A 13,006-nucleotide genomic window follows, 5' to 3' on the forward strand; every position below is an offset into this window, starting at 1 on the left:
GAAACGCCCGGTCGACCGCAAGATTCAGCGCGGGAAGTACATCCGGCGCTTGTCCAGCGTGTAACTCCACGGCAAACCGGCATTCTTCCACCCGTTGACCGTCCGCTGCCCCTTGCCCGGCCCGGCCGAGGCCTTGTCCCCCTCAAACCCTTCGGCAACGCTGTAGACGCTGGCGTAGCCTTCGGCCTGCAAGCGGTCGGCCGCCTTCGCGCTGCGGTCACCGGAGCGGCAAAGCAGGATCACCGTCGCATTCTTGTCCAGCCCCATGGCCTGCAGGCGGCGGGCGATCTCGGCGACGAAATCCTGATTCGGTTCAAGCTTGTACATGGCGCGCTTGTCGTCCCAGTCGGTCATCAATTCCTGATGTTCGACAAAAGGCACCAGCGCATCGGCCGCCTCCGCCATACCGACGTACATCGCCTCGGCACGGGTACGGATGTCGAACAAGGCCACCGTCTTCGGATTGCCCTGCTTCATCTCGAATGCCTGTTGCGGCGTCAGATAGCGCCCGGCTTTCGAGACCTTGGCTTCGGGCAGCTGGCGCCAGTCGGTGCTGCCCGGCGCCCAGTCGCCGGCATGGGCGAGAACGGAAAGGAGCAGCCCGACACCGGCCAGCGCAGTTTTCAGGGGGCTCATCATGCAATCCCCGGATTCTTGTCGGCGCCCTTGAGCTTGGGCATGTTCAATTCGATCGGCTTGATCGTCTTGATGTCGCGCAGGTAGCGGGCAACCACCTCCCAGATCGGCTCGCCGGCGCCCTTCGCTTCTTCGGAGACCGGCGCCCAGCCGGCCACCTTGTAGGTTTTCTTCGGATCGATGCGTTGACCGCGCAGCATCATGTCCTGGATGCGGCTGCCCATCTTCGCGGTCGGATCGCAGGTGTACTGCAGACCGCCGACGCGCACCATGTCACCGCCCTGCTGGTAGTAGGGATCCGGGTTGAACAGGTTGTCGCAGACATCCTCCAGTACCGTCTTGATCGTCTCGCCGGTCATCATCGTGACCGTCGTCCACGGATAGGTGATCGCCGTCTGGTCGAGCACGTGCTCCATCAGCACATCCTGCCCGGGCAGCAGCGAAGTCCCCCAGCGAAACCCCGGCGAGAAGGCAATCTCGGCGTCCTTGACCTTGAGCAGGGCATCGACGATGACCTGGTCGAAAGTTCCGTTGAAATTGCCCCGGCGGTACAGCGTGCCCTCGGTCACCGCCAGCTTTTCGCCCAGTTTGTCGAGGTAGGGCGCACGCGCCTTGTCGATCAGCGTCTGCATGGCCTTGTCGGCCGGCAACAGGTTGGCGAACACCGGCAGCAGCTTGTAGCGGAAATCGACGACCTTGCCGTTCTTCACGTCGAAATCCATCACGCCGAGGTACTTGCCGTTGGAACCGGCGTTGGTCACCAGCGTCTTGCCGCCGGCGTTCCTGACGACCACCGGGGCCGGCACGCCATCGTGCGTATGACCACCGAAGATGGCATCGATACCACGCACGCGCGAAGCCATCTTGAGATCGACGTCCATGCCGTTGTGCGAAATGACGACGACGACCTGAGCGCCCTTGGCACGCGCTTCGTCGACCACCGCCTGCATGTTGTCGTCCTGGATGCCGTAGCTCCAGTTCGGAATCTGCCAGCGCGGATTGGCGATCGGCGTATACGGAAAAGCCTGGCCGACGATGGCCACCGGCACGCCGTTGATGTTCTTGATCACGTAGGGCTTGAACACCGGATCGCCGAAATCGGTGGTCTTGATGTTCTGGGCGACGATGTCGACATGGCCGGCGAAATCCTTTTCCTCGATTTCCTTGACCCGTTCCTCACCGTAAGTGGCTTCCCAGTGCAGCGTCATCACGTCGACGCCGAGCGCCTTGCAGGCGTCGACCATATCCTGGGCATTCGACCACAAGGCGGTACCCGAGCCTTGCCAGGTATCGCCGCCGTCGAGCAGCAGCGCTCCCGGCCGGCTGGCCTTCATGCGCTTGACCAGCGTCGCCAGGTGGGCGAAGCCGCCGACCTTGCCGTAGGTCTGCGCCGCCTTCTCGAAATTCAGATAGGTGAAAGCATGTGCCTCGAGGCTGTTCGGCTTGAAACCGAAGTGCTTGAGCAGGTGGTCGCCGACCAGATGCGGCACCTTGCCGAACTGGTCGCCAAACCCCAGATTGACGCTGGGCTCCCGGAAATAGATCGGCAGCAGTTGGGCGTGGCAGTCGGTGATATGCAACAGGCTGACGTTGCCGAACTTCGGCAGGTCGTACAACCGGGCGGCACCTTTCTCGGCCATGGCGAATTCGCTGTGCAGCGACATGCCGCCGGCGGCAGCCACTGCGAGCACCTGGAGGAATTCACGACGATTCATGCTCATGGAATGGTTCCTGAAAAAAGCCCGGCGAGGCGGGTCGCCCCGGCCGGACAAAATCACGCAAGGATTACTTTTTGTTGACCGGGGACGCAGGGTCCAGCAGGAAGGCCATCAGGTCCTTGATCTGCTTTTCCGTCAGGATTTCGGCATCGCCGTTGCGAGGCATGTGGCTGCAGGCATTGAAGGCCTTGGCGTTGTAGATCTTGCCCCAGGTGTATTTCACGACTTCCTCGCCGTTGCCGCGTAGCTTGCCGTATTCGAGCAGGCTGGGGCCGATCGTGCCGTAGGAGATCTCGTGATGGCTCATCTGGTGACAGTTGTAGCAACCGCCGCCGTTGTTGTAAGGCGTCTTGTCGGTCCAGGTCAGACCGCGACCGTTGACCGCGATCTTCTCGCCCTCCTTCCAGTCGCCGAGATACTTGCCGTCGGCCGGATAACGGATGGTCTTCATCTGTTCGGCTTCGATCCGGGCCATTTCCTTTTTCGAAGGCAGCTTCTCGCTGGAACAGGCTTTCTGGAAATCGAGCTGATAGATGCGGTGCTTGCTGGCGATGCCGGTCGTCTTGAACGAGCGGTCCATCATCGCCTTGAAATCGGCATAGGTATCTTCACCTTGCGCCCAGGCAGCTGGCATGGCGACGAGCAGGCCGACGATGAGGCTGATTTTCTTCATGGCGGTCTCCTTAGCGCTTGATGCCGGGGGTCAGCATGGTGCCGCCCTTGGCCGTGGCGGCCAGATAGACGGACAGGGCAATGGTCACGTCCGAACCGTAGATCGGCTCAGGCAGACGCTGCTGACGGAAACAGTCGTTCAGACGATGCTGCATGGTCCAGAACTCGCCGTTCGAGACGCGATAGGCAGGCCAGCTTCCCCAGCCGGCCGCCGCCCCCTTCTGCGTGCGCAGATCGGGCAGGTCCTGCATGCGGATACGCTTGCCTTCCTCGCCATGGCAGGTCGCGCAGGAGAAATCCATCGGCCCGGCGCGGAAGTAGAAGGCCATCTTGCCCATCTCGTACATCTTCTTCATTTCGGGATGGCGCATGTCGACATCGATCCTGGCACCGTTCGACTCGGTAACCACATAAGCCACCAGTGCGGCGACCTTCTCGCGTTCTCCCTTCAGGAACTTGCCGTCAACGATGCTCTTGGGTTCGATGCCCTGAAGGTTTTCCATGCAGGTCATCAGACGCGACTCCAGATCCTGTACCCGACCGGTGTCCTTGAAGTAACGCGGCATCTTGGCATAGGCGCCCTTGATGACGCCCGGCCCGAGGCCGAGATCGCAACGCTCGAGCGATGCCTGCTGCGGTCCACGCTTAGTTTTCCACAATTCCTCGCCTTGCGCCGCAACCAGTTCGGAAGGATTGCCGTCGGCCAGCAACTCGCGATACTTGGCGATTGCGTCCATTTCCGACGAAGCGGCTGCCGTGCCGGAAAGCAGCCCGCAGGCGAATCCGGCCAGCAAAATGGTGAATGTATGTCTCATCACGCCTCCATGGGTGTTTTACGTTATCGGAACGGGGGTCGTGCCCCCGTCCGTTTTTGTTGTGTCGCCGGACGGCAGGATCAGTTGACCACGGCCTCGTCGGTCCGGCTGTCGCCCTTGTTGTCCTTCCACGACACGCTGACCTTGTCGCCCTTGGCGCCGCCCTTGAACTTGAATGCCAGGTAAGGGTTCTTCGACACCGCGGTGCCGAATTCGCTCTGCAGCACGACCTTGTCGCCATGCTTGGCCACCAGTTCGGTAATGAACCAGGCCGGAATCACCGCGCCGTTGGCATCCTTGCGCTGACCGGTTTCCATTTCGTGGCTGATCAGCACCTTGACTTCAGTAACGCCATCCTTTGCGGCGGCGCGAATCTTCATCGGATTTCCCATGTGTTTTCTCCTCTTTCTCTAGTCCGGGACAGGTCGAAATCAGCCGCCGCAGCCGCCGAGCGTGACCTTGATTTCCTTGGTCGCCATATAGAACTTGCCGCCGGCCTTGACCAGGGCATAGACGTTCGACGTCTGGCCCATCTTGACCCGGGTCTGCACGTTGGCTTCGGTACCTTCCGGCAGCGTGAAGCTGGCGGCCAGCGCGTTCGGGTTCTTTTCGACCAGGATGGCGACCATGGTCGTTCCGGCGATCGACGAGGCGACGCCGACCGGCACCACGGCGCCGTTTTCGGCAATATCCGGGCCGGTCACCTGGACATCCTTGCTTTCGACCGGAGCACCAGCCCCCAGCGCCTTCAGCGTATCGGCCATGCTCTTGGCTTCGAAAGCGGCCTTGTTCCAGTCCGCCAGTGCGACGCCCGGCTTGATGATGCCGGCGGCCGCGAGCGCGCCGAGGACGGCGGCACCGGTACCGGATTTGAGTACGTTACGACGTTGATTATTCATGACTTCTCCTCTCAAAAATCGGGATTACTTCGCACCGGAAAGAATCCACTTCACCAGTGTCTTGATGTCCTCATCCTTGACGTGCCCGTTCGGCGGCATCGGGATGGAACCCCAGGCCCCCTGGCCGCCCGCCTTGACCTTGGCGGCCAGACGGTCGGCCGCATCGGCCTGATCCTTGTACCGGGCCTGGACTTCGTTGAGTCCCGGTCCGACGATCTTGCTGCTCAGGCCGTGGCAGGCCATGCATCCGGAAGCGTTGGCCAGCGTCAGTTCGGCCGACTGGGCCGGCGCCCTGGCGACGGCGGCATCGCCGTCGACCGTACGCACGCCGCGCACCGGACCGAAGCTGCGGTTCTGGTCTTCCAGATTACCATGAGCCGTCCGCGCATAATTTGGCAGTACCGAACCGATACGGACTTCCTTCTTGCAATCCTTCATGCAGGCGACGTTTTTCACGTCCGGCTTGCCACCGTTGCCGATGCCACCACGCGCTGCCGGCGCCCCGGGCCACATGCCGTGATTGGTGGTCATGCCGTTGCGGTTGGGCATCATCTTCTGCACCTCGGCAATGTTCTTGTCGGACAAGACGAAATCAGCCGGCACGATTTCGGCAAGGTTCAGGAAGTAGGCCAGGATCGCATACACCTCGTCAGGCTTCAGGGATTTCGGCGCAGTCCAGGGCATGGCGCGCTGGATGTAATCGAAGATCGTCGAAATCGTCGCCACCTTGGTAAAGGTCGTGCGCTGCGGGATATCGCCCTTGACGAAGCCGCCGACCCGGCCGTTCTTGATGTCCTCGTGGGTCGTTCCACCGATCAGCGGGGTAAACACTTCGTTCGACTCCCCGAAGGAACCGTGGCAGGAAGCGCACTTTTCCTCGAACAGGTCGTTACCCTGCTGAACGTTGCCCGACCCCTTGGGCAGCCCCTTGAAGTCCGGCCGGACATCGATGTCCCAGGCGGCCAATTCGGCCGGTGTGGCCTGTCGTCCCAGCTTGAAGGTATCGAAGGCGAAGGCGCTCGCCGTCAGCGCCAGCAGCGCCGCCGCGACAATGGATTTAGAGAACCTGGACATTGCTGACCTCCCCGCTTTCGACGACTTTCCAGGACTGGATGGCATTGTTGTGATAGATCGACTTGGTGCCGCGCACTGCACGCAACTGGCCGTAGGACGGCTGGACATAGCCGGTCTCGTCGATCGCGCGCGACTGCAGGATGGCCGGTTTGCCGTCCCACACCCAGTCGATGTTGAAACGGGTCAGCGCCTTGTTCTGGATCGGCCCTTCGAGGCGTGCCGTCTTCCAGTTGATACCACCATCGAACGAGACATCGACGCGGGTGATCTTGCCACGCCCCGACCAGGCGACACCGGTAACGTTGTAAAAACCGGTCTCCAGCAGCTGTTGACCGCCGGAGGGCGAAGTAATCACCGACTTGCACTCCTGGATGCTGGTGTACTGTCGATGCATGCCGTCCGGCATCAGGTCGATGTAATGCACCGCCTCATCCTTGGTCGCGTAGGGCATGTCACCGACCTCGATGCGACGCAGCCACTTGACCCAGGACACGCCCTGCACACCCGGCACGACGAGACGCAGCGGGTAGCCGTTCTCGGGCCGCAGCATTTCGCCGTTCATGCCGTAAGCGACGATGACCTCGCCGTTCTCGACCATTTCCATCGGGATGGTGCGGGTCATCGAGGAGCCGTCGGCGCCTTCGGCCAGCACGTAGCGGGCCTTCTTGTAATCGACGCCGCAGTCTTCGAGCAGCGTCTTCAACGGCACGCCGGTGAATTCCGAGCAGGACAACATGCCGTGCGTGTACTGCACGGTCGGCACGGCGACGTTGCCCCATTCGAGGCCGGTATTGGCGCCGCATTCGATGAAGTGGATGCGCGACACCGGCGGCAGGCGCATCAATTGATCCATCGTGTAGACCTTGGGTTGTTTCAGGAAGGCCGGATCGGAGCCGTTGATCATCAGGCGATGCTTGCTCGGATCGACGTCGTGCCAGCCCTGGTGGTGCCGCTCGAAATGCAGGCCGGACGGCGTGATGATGCCGAACAGGCCCTGCAGCGGGCAGAAGGACACCGAAGCGCCACCGACGCGGGTCAGCCCCGGCGATTCGCGGCGCAACAACTGGCTTTCATACTTCGACGGCTGACCGTAGGGATTGGTCGCCACCGGCAGGCCCAGGCTGGTCGTCCAGGGAGGCAGGTTCAGGATGTCGGGATCGCCCGCGGCGTCGGCCCTTGCCACCAGAGGTGCCGCCATCGCCGCCCCGGCGGCGAGGAAGCTCTTCCTCAGAAAATCGCGCCGCCCCGCGCCGACGGCCTTGACCTGTTCTTCCGACAGGAAATTTTCCGGTGCACGCCGCAAATGCCCCGGTTTCTTCGATAAATCAACCATTGAGATTTCTCCCCTCCGCTCGCTTGAGTTCAAGTGCTGCATGACGGGACACCTAACTGCTCGCCAATGTCGCGGCTGGCGACAGTGATGGCGACGGTCCGGCAGATGTCCACGAAATTCGGATCGACGACACGGTAGAAAACACTATTTCCCTCCCGACGCCGGTCGACCACGCCAGCCCGATACAGGATGTTCAGGTGGCGGGAAATATTGGCCTGGGTCAGCCCGATCTGATCGACCACGTCGTTGACCGGCCTCTCGTCCACACACAGGCAGGAGAGGATGCGCAAACGCGTGGGATCGGCCAGCAGGCTGAAGTATCGAGCGACCTGCTCGAATACCTGGGTTGTCTCGTCCATATCGTTCTTTTGATCTAAGTCAACAAAACTCTATAACCGAGTATTTATATAGTCAACAACTAATATTATTGCGACGCAGCATGCTTTTTGAAAAAAAGCGCTATAACCTAGGCACCGGGTTGCATCCAGAATGCCGTACAAAAACACCGGCAACCCAACATCAAAACACCTAGAGGAAGGAGATGTCTCGATGAAGCCATTACTCAACGTCGCCGCCGTCTGCCTGCTTGCCGCCAGCACCGGCGCCCAGGCAGCGGATCCCCATCTCGGCCGCAACCTGGCCGCAACCTGCGCCAACTGCCACGGCACCAACGGCAAGGCCGTACCGGGCGCCGGACTCGACTCGCTGGCCGGCGAAAGCAAGGAAAAACTGCTGCAGAAACTGGCCGATTTCAAGAGCGGAGCCAAACCCGCATCGATCATGCACCAGATCGCCAAGGGCTATACCGACGAACAACTGGCGCTGATCGCCGCCTACTTTGCCGCGCAGAAATAAGGGGGGGGAACGACCATGATGCAGATGAAACGACGCGATTTCCTGAAGGTCGGCGCGGCAGCTGGCGCAATGGCAACACTTTACGGCTGCGCCGGCGGTACCAAGGCCAGTGGTCACGTGGTCGTGGTCGGCGGCGGCTACGGCGGCGCCACGGTGGCGAAATACCTGCGCATGTGGAGCGAAGGCGGCGTTCAGGTCACCCTGATCGAACGCAACCCGACCTTCATTTCCTGCCCGATCTCCAATCTGGTCATCGGCGGCACCAAGACCATGGAAGACATCACGGTCAGCTACGACGGACTGAAGAACACCTGGGGTGTACGCGTGATCCAGGACGACGTGGTCGCCGCCGATCCCGCCAAGCGCACCATCAGACTCGCCAAGGGCGGCGAACTGAGCTACGACCGCCTGGTCCTGTCGCCCGGGGTCGACTTCATGTTTGGCGAAATTCCCGGACTCGACAACGCCACCGCCCAGTCCAGCATCCTGCACGCCTGGAAGGCCGGCCCGCAAACGGTGGCACTGCGCCGGCAGCTCGAAGCGATGAAAGATGGCGGCACATACGCCATCGCCATCCCCAAGGCGCCATACCGCTGCCCGCCCGGCCCCTACGAGCGCGCCTGCCTGGTCGCCGACTACTTCAAGAAAAACAAGCCGAAATCCAAGGTCGTCATCCTCGATGCCAACGAAGACGTACAGTCCAAGAAGGCCCTGTTCACCAAAGCCTGGAGCGACCTCTACAAAGGCATCATCGAGTACCGCAACAACAGCGAAGTGAAGGATGTCGACGTCGCCAGCCATACCGCGGTCATGGAGTTCGACAAGTTCAAGGCCGACGTGCTCAACGTCATCCCACCGATGCGGGCCGGCGATATCGCCGCAAAATCCGGGCTGAAACTGGTCAACAACCGCTGGGTGGACATCGACTGGCTGTCGATGGAAGCCAACGGCACACCGGGCGTTCATGTCCTGGGCGACGCCGTATTCCCGGCGCCGACCATGCCGAAATCCGGTCACATGGCCAACCAGCACGGCAAGCTCGCCGCCGCCGCGATCCTCAACCTGCTGGCCGGCGAAGCCCCGAACCCGGCGCCGGTGGTAATGAACACCTGCTACAGCTTTGTCGACGCCAAAAACGTCATCCACGTCGCTTCGGTACACCAGTACGACGCCGCCACCAAGCTGGTTCAACCCGTCAAGGGCGCCGGCGGCGTCTCGGCGGCCCGCAACGAACTGGAAGGCAAGGTCGCCCTGGCCTGGGCGAAAAACATCTGGGCCGACATGCTGGCCTGAGCCAAGCACCCCGCACATGGAACGGCCGCCCAAGCGCGGCCGTTTTTGTGAACTTCTGCGATTTTGTCGCCGAATCGACACGCGTATTCGACTGGCTCGTTGGAGAAACACTCACTCCAGTGTTGCGATGTATTCCGCCACGGCGTGCGTTTCCAGCTCGGACAGCTTGGAGGCAACGGTATGCATCACGGCGTTATCGTTGGTCCGCTCGCGCTTGTTGAACTGCCTGAGCTGATCCTCGATATAGCGAGGATGCTGACCGGCAAGTCGCGGCAGTTGCGGCGTGCCGTGCCCCGTTGCGCCATGGCAACTGGAACAGGCCGGTAACCCGGAGAAGGAATTGCCGCGCTCGAAGATGTACTTGCCGACACCGACCAGCATCGTGTCCGAAGCAACCGCTGCCGCGACGGATTTCTGCTGGAAGAACAGCCCCAGCGCCTTCATTTCATCCGCTGTCAATTCTTCGGACTGCGGTTTCATCGTGTCACTCTTGCGTTTGCCGGACTTGAAGTCGCTCAACTGTCTTGCAATATAGTCGGCGTGCTGGCCGGCCAGGCGCGGGAACACCTGGCTGGCGGCTTCGCCTTCCAGGCCATGGCACAGGAAACAGCGTCCAGAGACAATCTCCTCTGCCCGCGCCAGATCGAGCTTGTCGGCCGCCAGCACGGCACTTCCCGGCGCCAGCGACAGCAAGGCACCGAACACCGATAACAGTTTCCTCATTTCCCCTCCCCCAAAAACCTATATAAAAATAAAGTTATAAAATACTAATTTTCTTACATAGGCCTTTCAAGGGGCTCAGGCGTGCCCGGTGCTGCCGAAACCTCCGGTACCGCGGTCGCTGGCGGAAAAATCGTCAACCACGTTGAAACCGACCTGCAGCACCGGCACCACCACCAGTTGCGCAATACGATCCAGCGGCTGGATGGTGAAGGCGCTGTGCCCGCGGTTCCATACCGAGACCATCAGTTCACCCTGGTAGTCCGAATCGATCAGCCCGACCAGATTGCCGAGCACGATGCCGTGCTTGTGGCCGAGGCCGGAGCGCGGCAGGATCATCGCCGCCAGCCCGGGATCGGCCAGATGAATGGCCATGCCGGTCGGCACCAGCACGGTCTGCCCGGGCTGCAGTTCCAGCGCGTCGTTCAGGCAGGCGCGCAGGTCCAGGCCGGCCGAGCCCGGCGTGGCATAGGCCGGCGGGTTGTCGCGCAGGCGTTGGTCAAGCAGTTTGACGTCGATACGATGCATTCAGCGGTTTCCTGTCAGTTTGGCAATATGTTCGATGAGCTGGCGTGCCAGCACCGCCTTCGGCGCCGGGGTCAGTGGATGGCTGCCGGCGTCGTCGAACAGCACGAGCCGGTTGTCGTCGCCGCCGAAGCCGTCCTGGATCAGGTTGCCGGCAATCAGCGGGATGTTCTTCTTGCGCCGCTTGGCCTGGGCATAGTCATCCAGATTGCGGCTTTCGGCAGCGAAGCCCACACAGAACGGCCCTTCGGGCAGCGCGGCAACCTCGGCCAGGATATCGGGATTCTCGACCAGTTCGATGGCCGGTACGCCGCCGTGATCCTTCTTCAGTTTGTGCTCGGCGGCATTGGCCACGCGGTAGTCGGCAACCGCCGCCACGGCAATGAAGATGTCGCTGTCGGCAGCCCGGGCCAATACCGCCGCATGCATGTCGAGCGCACTGCGCACATTGATGCGGTCGACGCCCTGTGGCGGCGAAAAAGCTACCGGGCCGGAAACCAGCGTCACTTCGGCGCCAGCCTGCCGGGCGGCACGCGCCACGGCATAGCCCATGCGGCCGGACGACAGATTGGTGATGCCGCGCACCGGATCGATCGCCTCGAAAGTGGGCCCGGCGGTGATCAGCACCTTGCGACCGGCCAGACATTTGGGCGCAAAGTGGGCGATCACCGCCTCGACGATGTCTTCCGGCTCGACCATACGGCCGGCACCGACTTCGCCGCAAGCCTGCTCGCCGCTGACCGGACCGATGAATGCAACGCCGTCTTCGCCCAATTGCCGGACATTGCGCTGCGTTGCCGGGTTTTCCCACATCTGGCGATTCATCGCCGGCGCCACCAGCAACGGACAATCACGGGCCAGCACCATGGTGGCCAGCAGATCGTCGGCCATGCCGTTGGCGATGCGGGCGAGAAAATCGGCCGACGCCGGCGCGATGACGATCAGGTCGGCCTGCCGCGACAGATCGATATGGGCCATCGCATTCGGCATGCGTGCGTCCCACTGGTCAAGATAGACCGGCCGCCCCGACAGTGCCTGGAAAGTGGTGGCCGTGACGAAATGGGTGGCGCCTTCGGTCATCGCCACCTGGACTTCCGCGCCCGTCCTGCCCAGCAGGCGAACCAGCTCCGCTGCCTTGTAAGCAGCAATGCCGCCGGTCACACCGAGCACGATGCGCTTGCCAGTTAATTCCATTATCATATTCCGCAAGATCGACTGCGCCCATTCTACAACTCCCATGCCCATCACCGACTGGCCCAGCGGCGAACGACCGCGCGAACGCCTGCTGGCGCACGGCCCCGCCGCACTCAGCGATGCCGAATTGCTGGCCATCTATTTAAGAGTCGGCGTGCGCGGCAAAAGCGCCGTCGATCTGGCGCGTGACCTGCTCGGCCGGTTCTCCGGCGAACTCGGCCAGTTGGCCGAAGCCTCTCCCGAACAACTCGCCAGTTGCCCCGGCATCGGACCGGCCAAGGCCGCACAATTGAAAGCCAGCTTCGAACTGGCTCGACGTGCGCTGACCCAGCAGATGAAACAGCGGGACACCCTGACTTCACCCGCGCAGGTCCGCGACTGGCTCCGCCTGACGCTGGCCCGCCGACCGCAGGAGGTATTCATCGCCTTGTGGCTGGATGCCCAGAACCGGTTGTTGCTCGCCGAGGAATTGTTTACAGGCAGCCTGACGGCTACCACGGTCTACCCGCGTGAAATCGTCAAAAAGGCGCTGACCCACAATGCTGCATCGGTCGTCTTCGCCCACAACCACCCTTCCGGCCTGGCCGAACCGTCGCGCGCCGACGAAATGCTGACCCGCGACCTGAAGGCCGCGCTGGCGCTGGTAGACGTCAAACTGCTCGATCATTTCATCGTGGCCGGCAACGCGACACCGCTTTCCCTTGCCGAACGGGGATTGATCTGAAAGAAAAAAGGCTTGCCGGAACAATCACGTCCGGCTACAATCGCGGGCTTTCTTCCATCGAATTCTGGAGCACCATCATGGCGCGAGTCTGCCAAGTCACGGGTAAAGCCCCGATGGTTGGGAACAACGTTTCCCACGCCAACAACAAAACGAAGCGCCGCTTCCTGCCGAACCTGCAGTACCGTCGCTTCTGGGTCGAAAGCGAAAACCGCTTCGTCCGTCTGCGCGTTTCCAACGCCGGTCTGCGCATCATCGACAAGAAGGGCATCGACGCCGTTCTGACCGATCTGCGCGCCCGTGGCGAAATCTAATCGAGAGGAACTGAATCATGGCTAGCAAGGGCGGTCGCGAAAAGATCAAGCTGGAATCCACCGCGGGTACCGGTCACTTCTATACCACCTCCAAGAACAAGCGCACGACGCCTGAAAAACTGGAGTTCATGAAGTACGACCCGAAGGCACGCAAGCACGTTGCCTACAAGGAAGTGAAGCTGAAGTAATTCAGCCGACTCCGGCAATTCGACAAGCCCGCCTTCCGGCGGGCTTCGT

At 61.7% G+C, this 13,006-nt stretch carries 17 protein-coding genes; 5 read left to right on the plus strand and 12 right to left on the minus strand.

All coding sequences use genetic code 11. The features are described from left to right. Positions 1-24: 24 nt before the first annotated feature. The 9 genes from L0962_RS09395 to L0962_RS09435 form a co-directional block, all read right to left on the minus strand. On the minus strand, positions 25-636 hold the full coding sequence (locus tag L0962_RS09395) for a rhodanese-like domain-containing protein (RefSeq protein ID WP_234086142.1): 612 nt from the start codon (positions 634-636) through the stop codon (positions 25-27). Beyond that, a complete protein-coding gene (gene soxB, locus L0962_RS09400) occupies positions 636-2,357 on the minus strand; it encodes a thiosulfohydrolase SoxB (protein ID WP_234086143.1) in 1,722 nt (573 codons plus the stop codon). Before soxB ends, L0962_RS09395 begins: the two co-directional genes overlap by 1 nt. A gap of 64 nt (positions 2,358-2,421) precedes the next feature. Next, complete coding sequence (gene soxX / locus L0962_RS09405; RefSeq protein WP_234086144.1) at positions 2,422-3,027, minus strand: sulfur oxidation c-type cytochrome SoxX; 606 nt, start codon at positions 3,025-3,027, stop codon at positions 2,422-2,424. Positions 3,028-3,037: 10 nt separating this feature from the next. Next, on the minus strand, positions 3,038-3,841 hold the full coding sequence (gene soxA, locus L0962_RS09410) for a sulfur oxidation c-type cytochrome SoxA (RefSeq protein ID WP_234086145.1): 804 nt from the start codon (positions 3,839-3,841) through the stop codon (positions 3,038-3,040). An 80-nt stretch (positions 3,842-3,921) separates the two neighbouring features. Beyond that, positions 3,922-4,233 carry a thiosulfate oxidation carrier complex protein SoxZ gene (gene soxZ / locus L0962_RS09415; protein ID WP_234086146.1) on the minus strand — a complete coding sequence of 104 codons (312 nt, stop codon included), beginning with the start codon at positions 4,231-4,233 and terminating at the stop codon, positions 3,922-3,924. Between the two features lie 39 nt (positions 4,234-4,272). Continuing rightward, on the minus strand, positions 4,273-4,740 hold the full coding sequence (gene soxY, locus L0962_RS09420; protein WP_234086147.1) for a thiosulfate oxidation carrier protein SoxY: 468 nt from the start codon (positions 4,738-4,740) through the stop codon (positions 4,273-4,275). Positions 4,741-4,764: 24 nt separating this feature from the next. Further along, positions 4,765-5,814 carry a c-type cytochrome gene (locus tag L0962_RS09425; RefSeq protein WP_234086148.1) on the minus strand — a complete coding sequence of 350 codons (1,050 nt, stop codon included), beginning with the start codon at positions 5,812-5,814 and terminating at the stop codon, positions 4,765-4,767. Next, positions 5,798-7,147: a sulfite dehydrogenase gene (gene soxC / locus L0962_RS09430; protein WP_234086149.1), complete on the minus strand. Its 1,350-nt coding sequence runs from the start codon at positions 7,145-7,147 to the stop codon at positions 5,798-5,800. Before soxC ends, L0962_RS09425 begins: the two co-directional genes overlap by 17 nt. Before the next feature lie 29 nt (positions 7,148-7,176). After that, complete coding sequence (locus L0962_RS09435) at positions 7,177-7,506, minus strand: metalloregulator ArsR/SmtB family transcription factor (RefSeq protein ID WP_234086150.1); 330 nt, start codon at positions 7,504-7,506, stop codon at positions 7,177-7,179. Between the two features lie 190 nt (positions 7,507-7,696). Between L0962_RS09435 and L0962_RS09440 the strand changes: the two genes are divergently transcribed. Both L0962_RS09440 and L0962_RS09445 read left to right on the plus strand, forming a co-directional pair. Next, on the plus strand, positions 7,697-8,002 hold the full coding sequence (locus L0962_RS09440; RefSeq protein WP_234086151.1) for a c-type cytochrome: 306 nt from the start codon (positions 7,697-7,699) through the stop codon (positions 8,000-8,002). Between the two features lie 15 nt (positions 8,003-8,017). Next, on the plus strand, positions 8,018-9,295 hold the full coding sequence (locus L0962_RS09445) for an FCSD flavin-binding domain-containing protein (protein ID WP_234086152.1): 1,278 nt from the start codon (positions 8,018-8,020) through the stop codon (positions 9,293-9,295). A 111-nt stretch (positions 9,296-9,406) separates the two neighbouring features. Here L0962_RS09445 and L0962_RS09450 read toward each other — a convergent pair whose 3' ends face one another. The 3 genes from L0962_RS09450 to coaBC all read right to left on the minus strand — a co-directional run bounded on the left by L0962_RS09450 (position 9,407) and on the right by coaBC (position 11,734). Then, positions 9,407-10,018, minus strand: coding sequence for a cytochrome c (locus tag L0962_RS09450; RefSeq protein WP_234086153.1), 612 nt, complete (start codon positions 10,016-10,018; stop codon positions 9,407-9,409). A gap of 75 nt (positions 10,019-10,093) precedes the next feature. Next, the gene (gene dut / locus L0962_RS09455) at positions 10,094-10,543 is read right to left on the minus strand and encodes a dUTP diphosphatase (protein ID WP_234086157.1); all 450 of its coding nucleotides are present in this window, start codon (positions 10,541-10,543) and stop codon (positions 10,094-10,096) included. Beyond that, positions 10,544-11,734 carry a bifunctional phosphopantothenoylcysteine decarboxylase/phosphopantothenate--cysteine ligase CoaBC gene (gene coaBC, locus L0962_RS09460; protein WP_234086158.1) on the minus strand — a complete coding sequence of 397 codons (1,191 nt, stop codon included), beginning with the start codon at positions 11,732-11,734 and terminating at the stop codon, positions 10,544-10,546. 43 nt (positions 11,735-11,777) lie between these two features. Between coaBC and radC the strand changes: the two genes are divergently transcribed. The 3 genes from radC (at position 11,778) to rpmG (ending at position 12,957) form a co-directional block, all read left to right on the plus strand. Then, positions 11,778-12,458, plus strand: coding sequence for a DNA repair protein RadC (gene radC / locus L0962_RS09465; protein ID WP_234086159.1), 681 nt, complete (start codon positions 11,778-11,780; stop codon positions 12,456-12,458). Between the two features lie 77 nt (positions 12,459-12,535). Continuing rightward, a complete protein-coding gene (gene rpmB, locus L0962_RS09470) occupies positions 12,536-12,769 on the plus strand; it encodes a 50S ribosomal protein L28 (protein WP_234086161.1) in 234 nt (77 codons plus the stop codon). Between the two features lie 17 nt (positions 12,770-12,786). Then, complete coding sequence (gene rpmG / locus L0962_RS09475) at positions 12,787-12,957, plus strand: 50S ribosomal protein L33 (protein ID WP_028994601.1); 171 nt, start codon at positions 12,787-12,789, stop codon at positions 12,955-12,957. Positions 12,958-13,006: the final 49 nt, after the last annotated feature.

Source organism: Azonexus sp. R2A61 (assembly GCF_021401135.1).
Lineage (GTDB): Bacteria > Pseudomonadota > Gammaproteobacteria > Burkholderiales > Rhodocyclaceae > Azonexus.

Bases quoted from the DNA above. Each gene is read 5' to 3' on its own strand.
- L0962_RS09395 (WP_234086142.1), bottom strand. From the start codon at position 636: ATGAGCCCCCTGAAAACTGCGCTGGCCGGTGTCGGGCTGCTCCTTTCC.
- soxB (WP_234086143.1), bottom strand. From the start codon at position 2,357: ATGAGCATGAATCGTCGTGAATTCCTCCAGGTGCTCGCAGTGGCTGCC.
- soxX (WP_234086144.1), bottom strand. From the start codon at position 3,027: ATGAAGAAAATCAGCCTCATCGTCGGCCTGCTCGTCGCCATGCCAGCT.
- soxA (WP_234086145.1), bottom strand. From the start codon at position 3,841: ATGAGACATACATTCACCATTTTGCTGGCCGGATTCGCCTGCGGGCTG.
- soxZ (WP_234086146.1), bottom strand. From the start codon at position 4,233: ATGGGAAATCCGATGAAGATTCGCGCCGCCGCAAAGGATGGCGTTACT.
- soxY (WP_234086147.1), bottom strand. From the start codon at position 4,740: ATGAATAATCAACGTCGTAACGTACTCAAATCCGGTACCGGTGCCGCC.
- L0962_RS09425 (WP_234086148.1), bottom strand. From the start codon at position 5,814: ATGTCCAGGTTCTCTAAATCCATTGTCGCGGCGGCGCTGCTGGCGCTG.
- soxC (WP_234086149.1), bottom strand. From the start codon at position 7,147: ATGGTTGATTTATCGAAGAAACCGGGGCATTTGCGGCGTGCACCGGAA.
- L0962_RS09435 (WP_234086150.1), bottom strand. From the start codon at position 7,506: ATGGACGAGACAACCCAGGTATTCGAGCAGGTCGCTCGATACTTCAGC.
- L0962_RS09440 (WP_234086151.1), top strand. From the start codon at position 7,697: ATGAAGCCATTACTCAACGTCGCCGCCGTCTGCCTGCTTGCCGCCAGC.
- L0962_RS09445 (WP_234086152.1), top strand. From the start codon at position 8,018: ATGATGCAGATGAAACGACGCGATTTCCTGAAGGTCGGCGCGGCAGCT.
- L0962_RS09450 (WP_234086153.1), bottom strand. From the start codon at position 10,018: ATGAGGAAACTGTTATCGGTGTTCGGTGCCTTGCTGTCGCTGGCGCCG.
- dut (WP_234086157.1), bottom strand. From the start codon at position 10,543: ATGCATCGTATCGACGTCAAACTGCTTGACCAACGCCTGCGCGACAAC.
- coaBC (WP_234086158.1), bottom strand. From the start codon at position 11,734: ATGGAATTAACTGGCAAGCGCATCGTGCTCGGTGTGACCGGCGGCATT.
- radC (WP_234086159.1), top strand. From the start codon at position 11,778: ATGCCCATCACCGACTGGCCCAGCGGCGAACGACCGCGCGAACGCCTG.
- rpmB (WP_234086161.1), top strand. From the start codon at position 12,536: ATGGCGCGAGTCTGCCAAGTCACGGGTAAAGCCCCGATGGTTGGGAAC.
- rpmG (WP_028994601.1), top strand. From the start codon at position 12,787: ATGGCTAGCAAGGGCGGTCGCGAAAAGATCAAGCTGGAATCCACCGCG.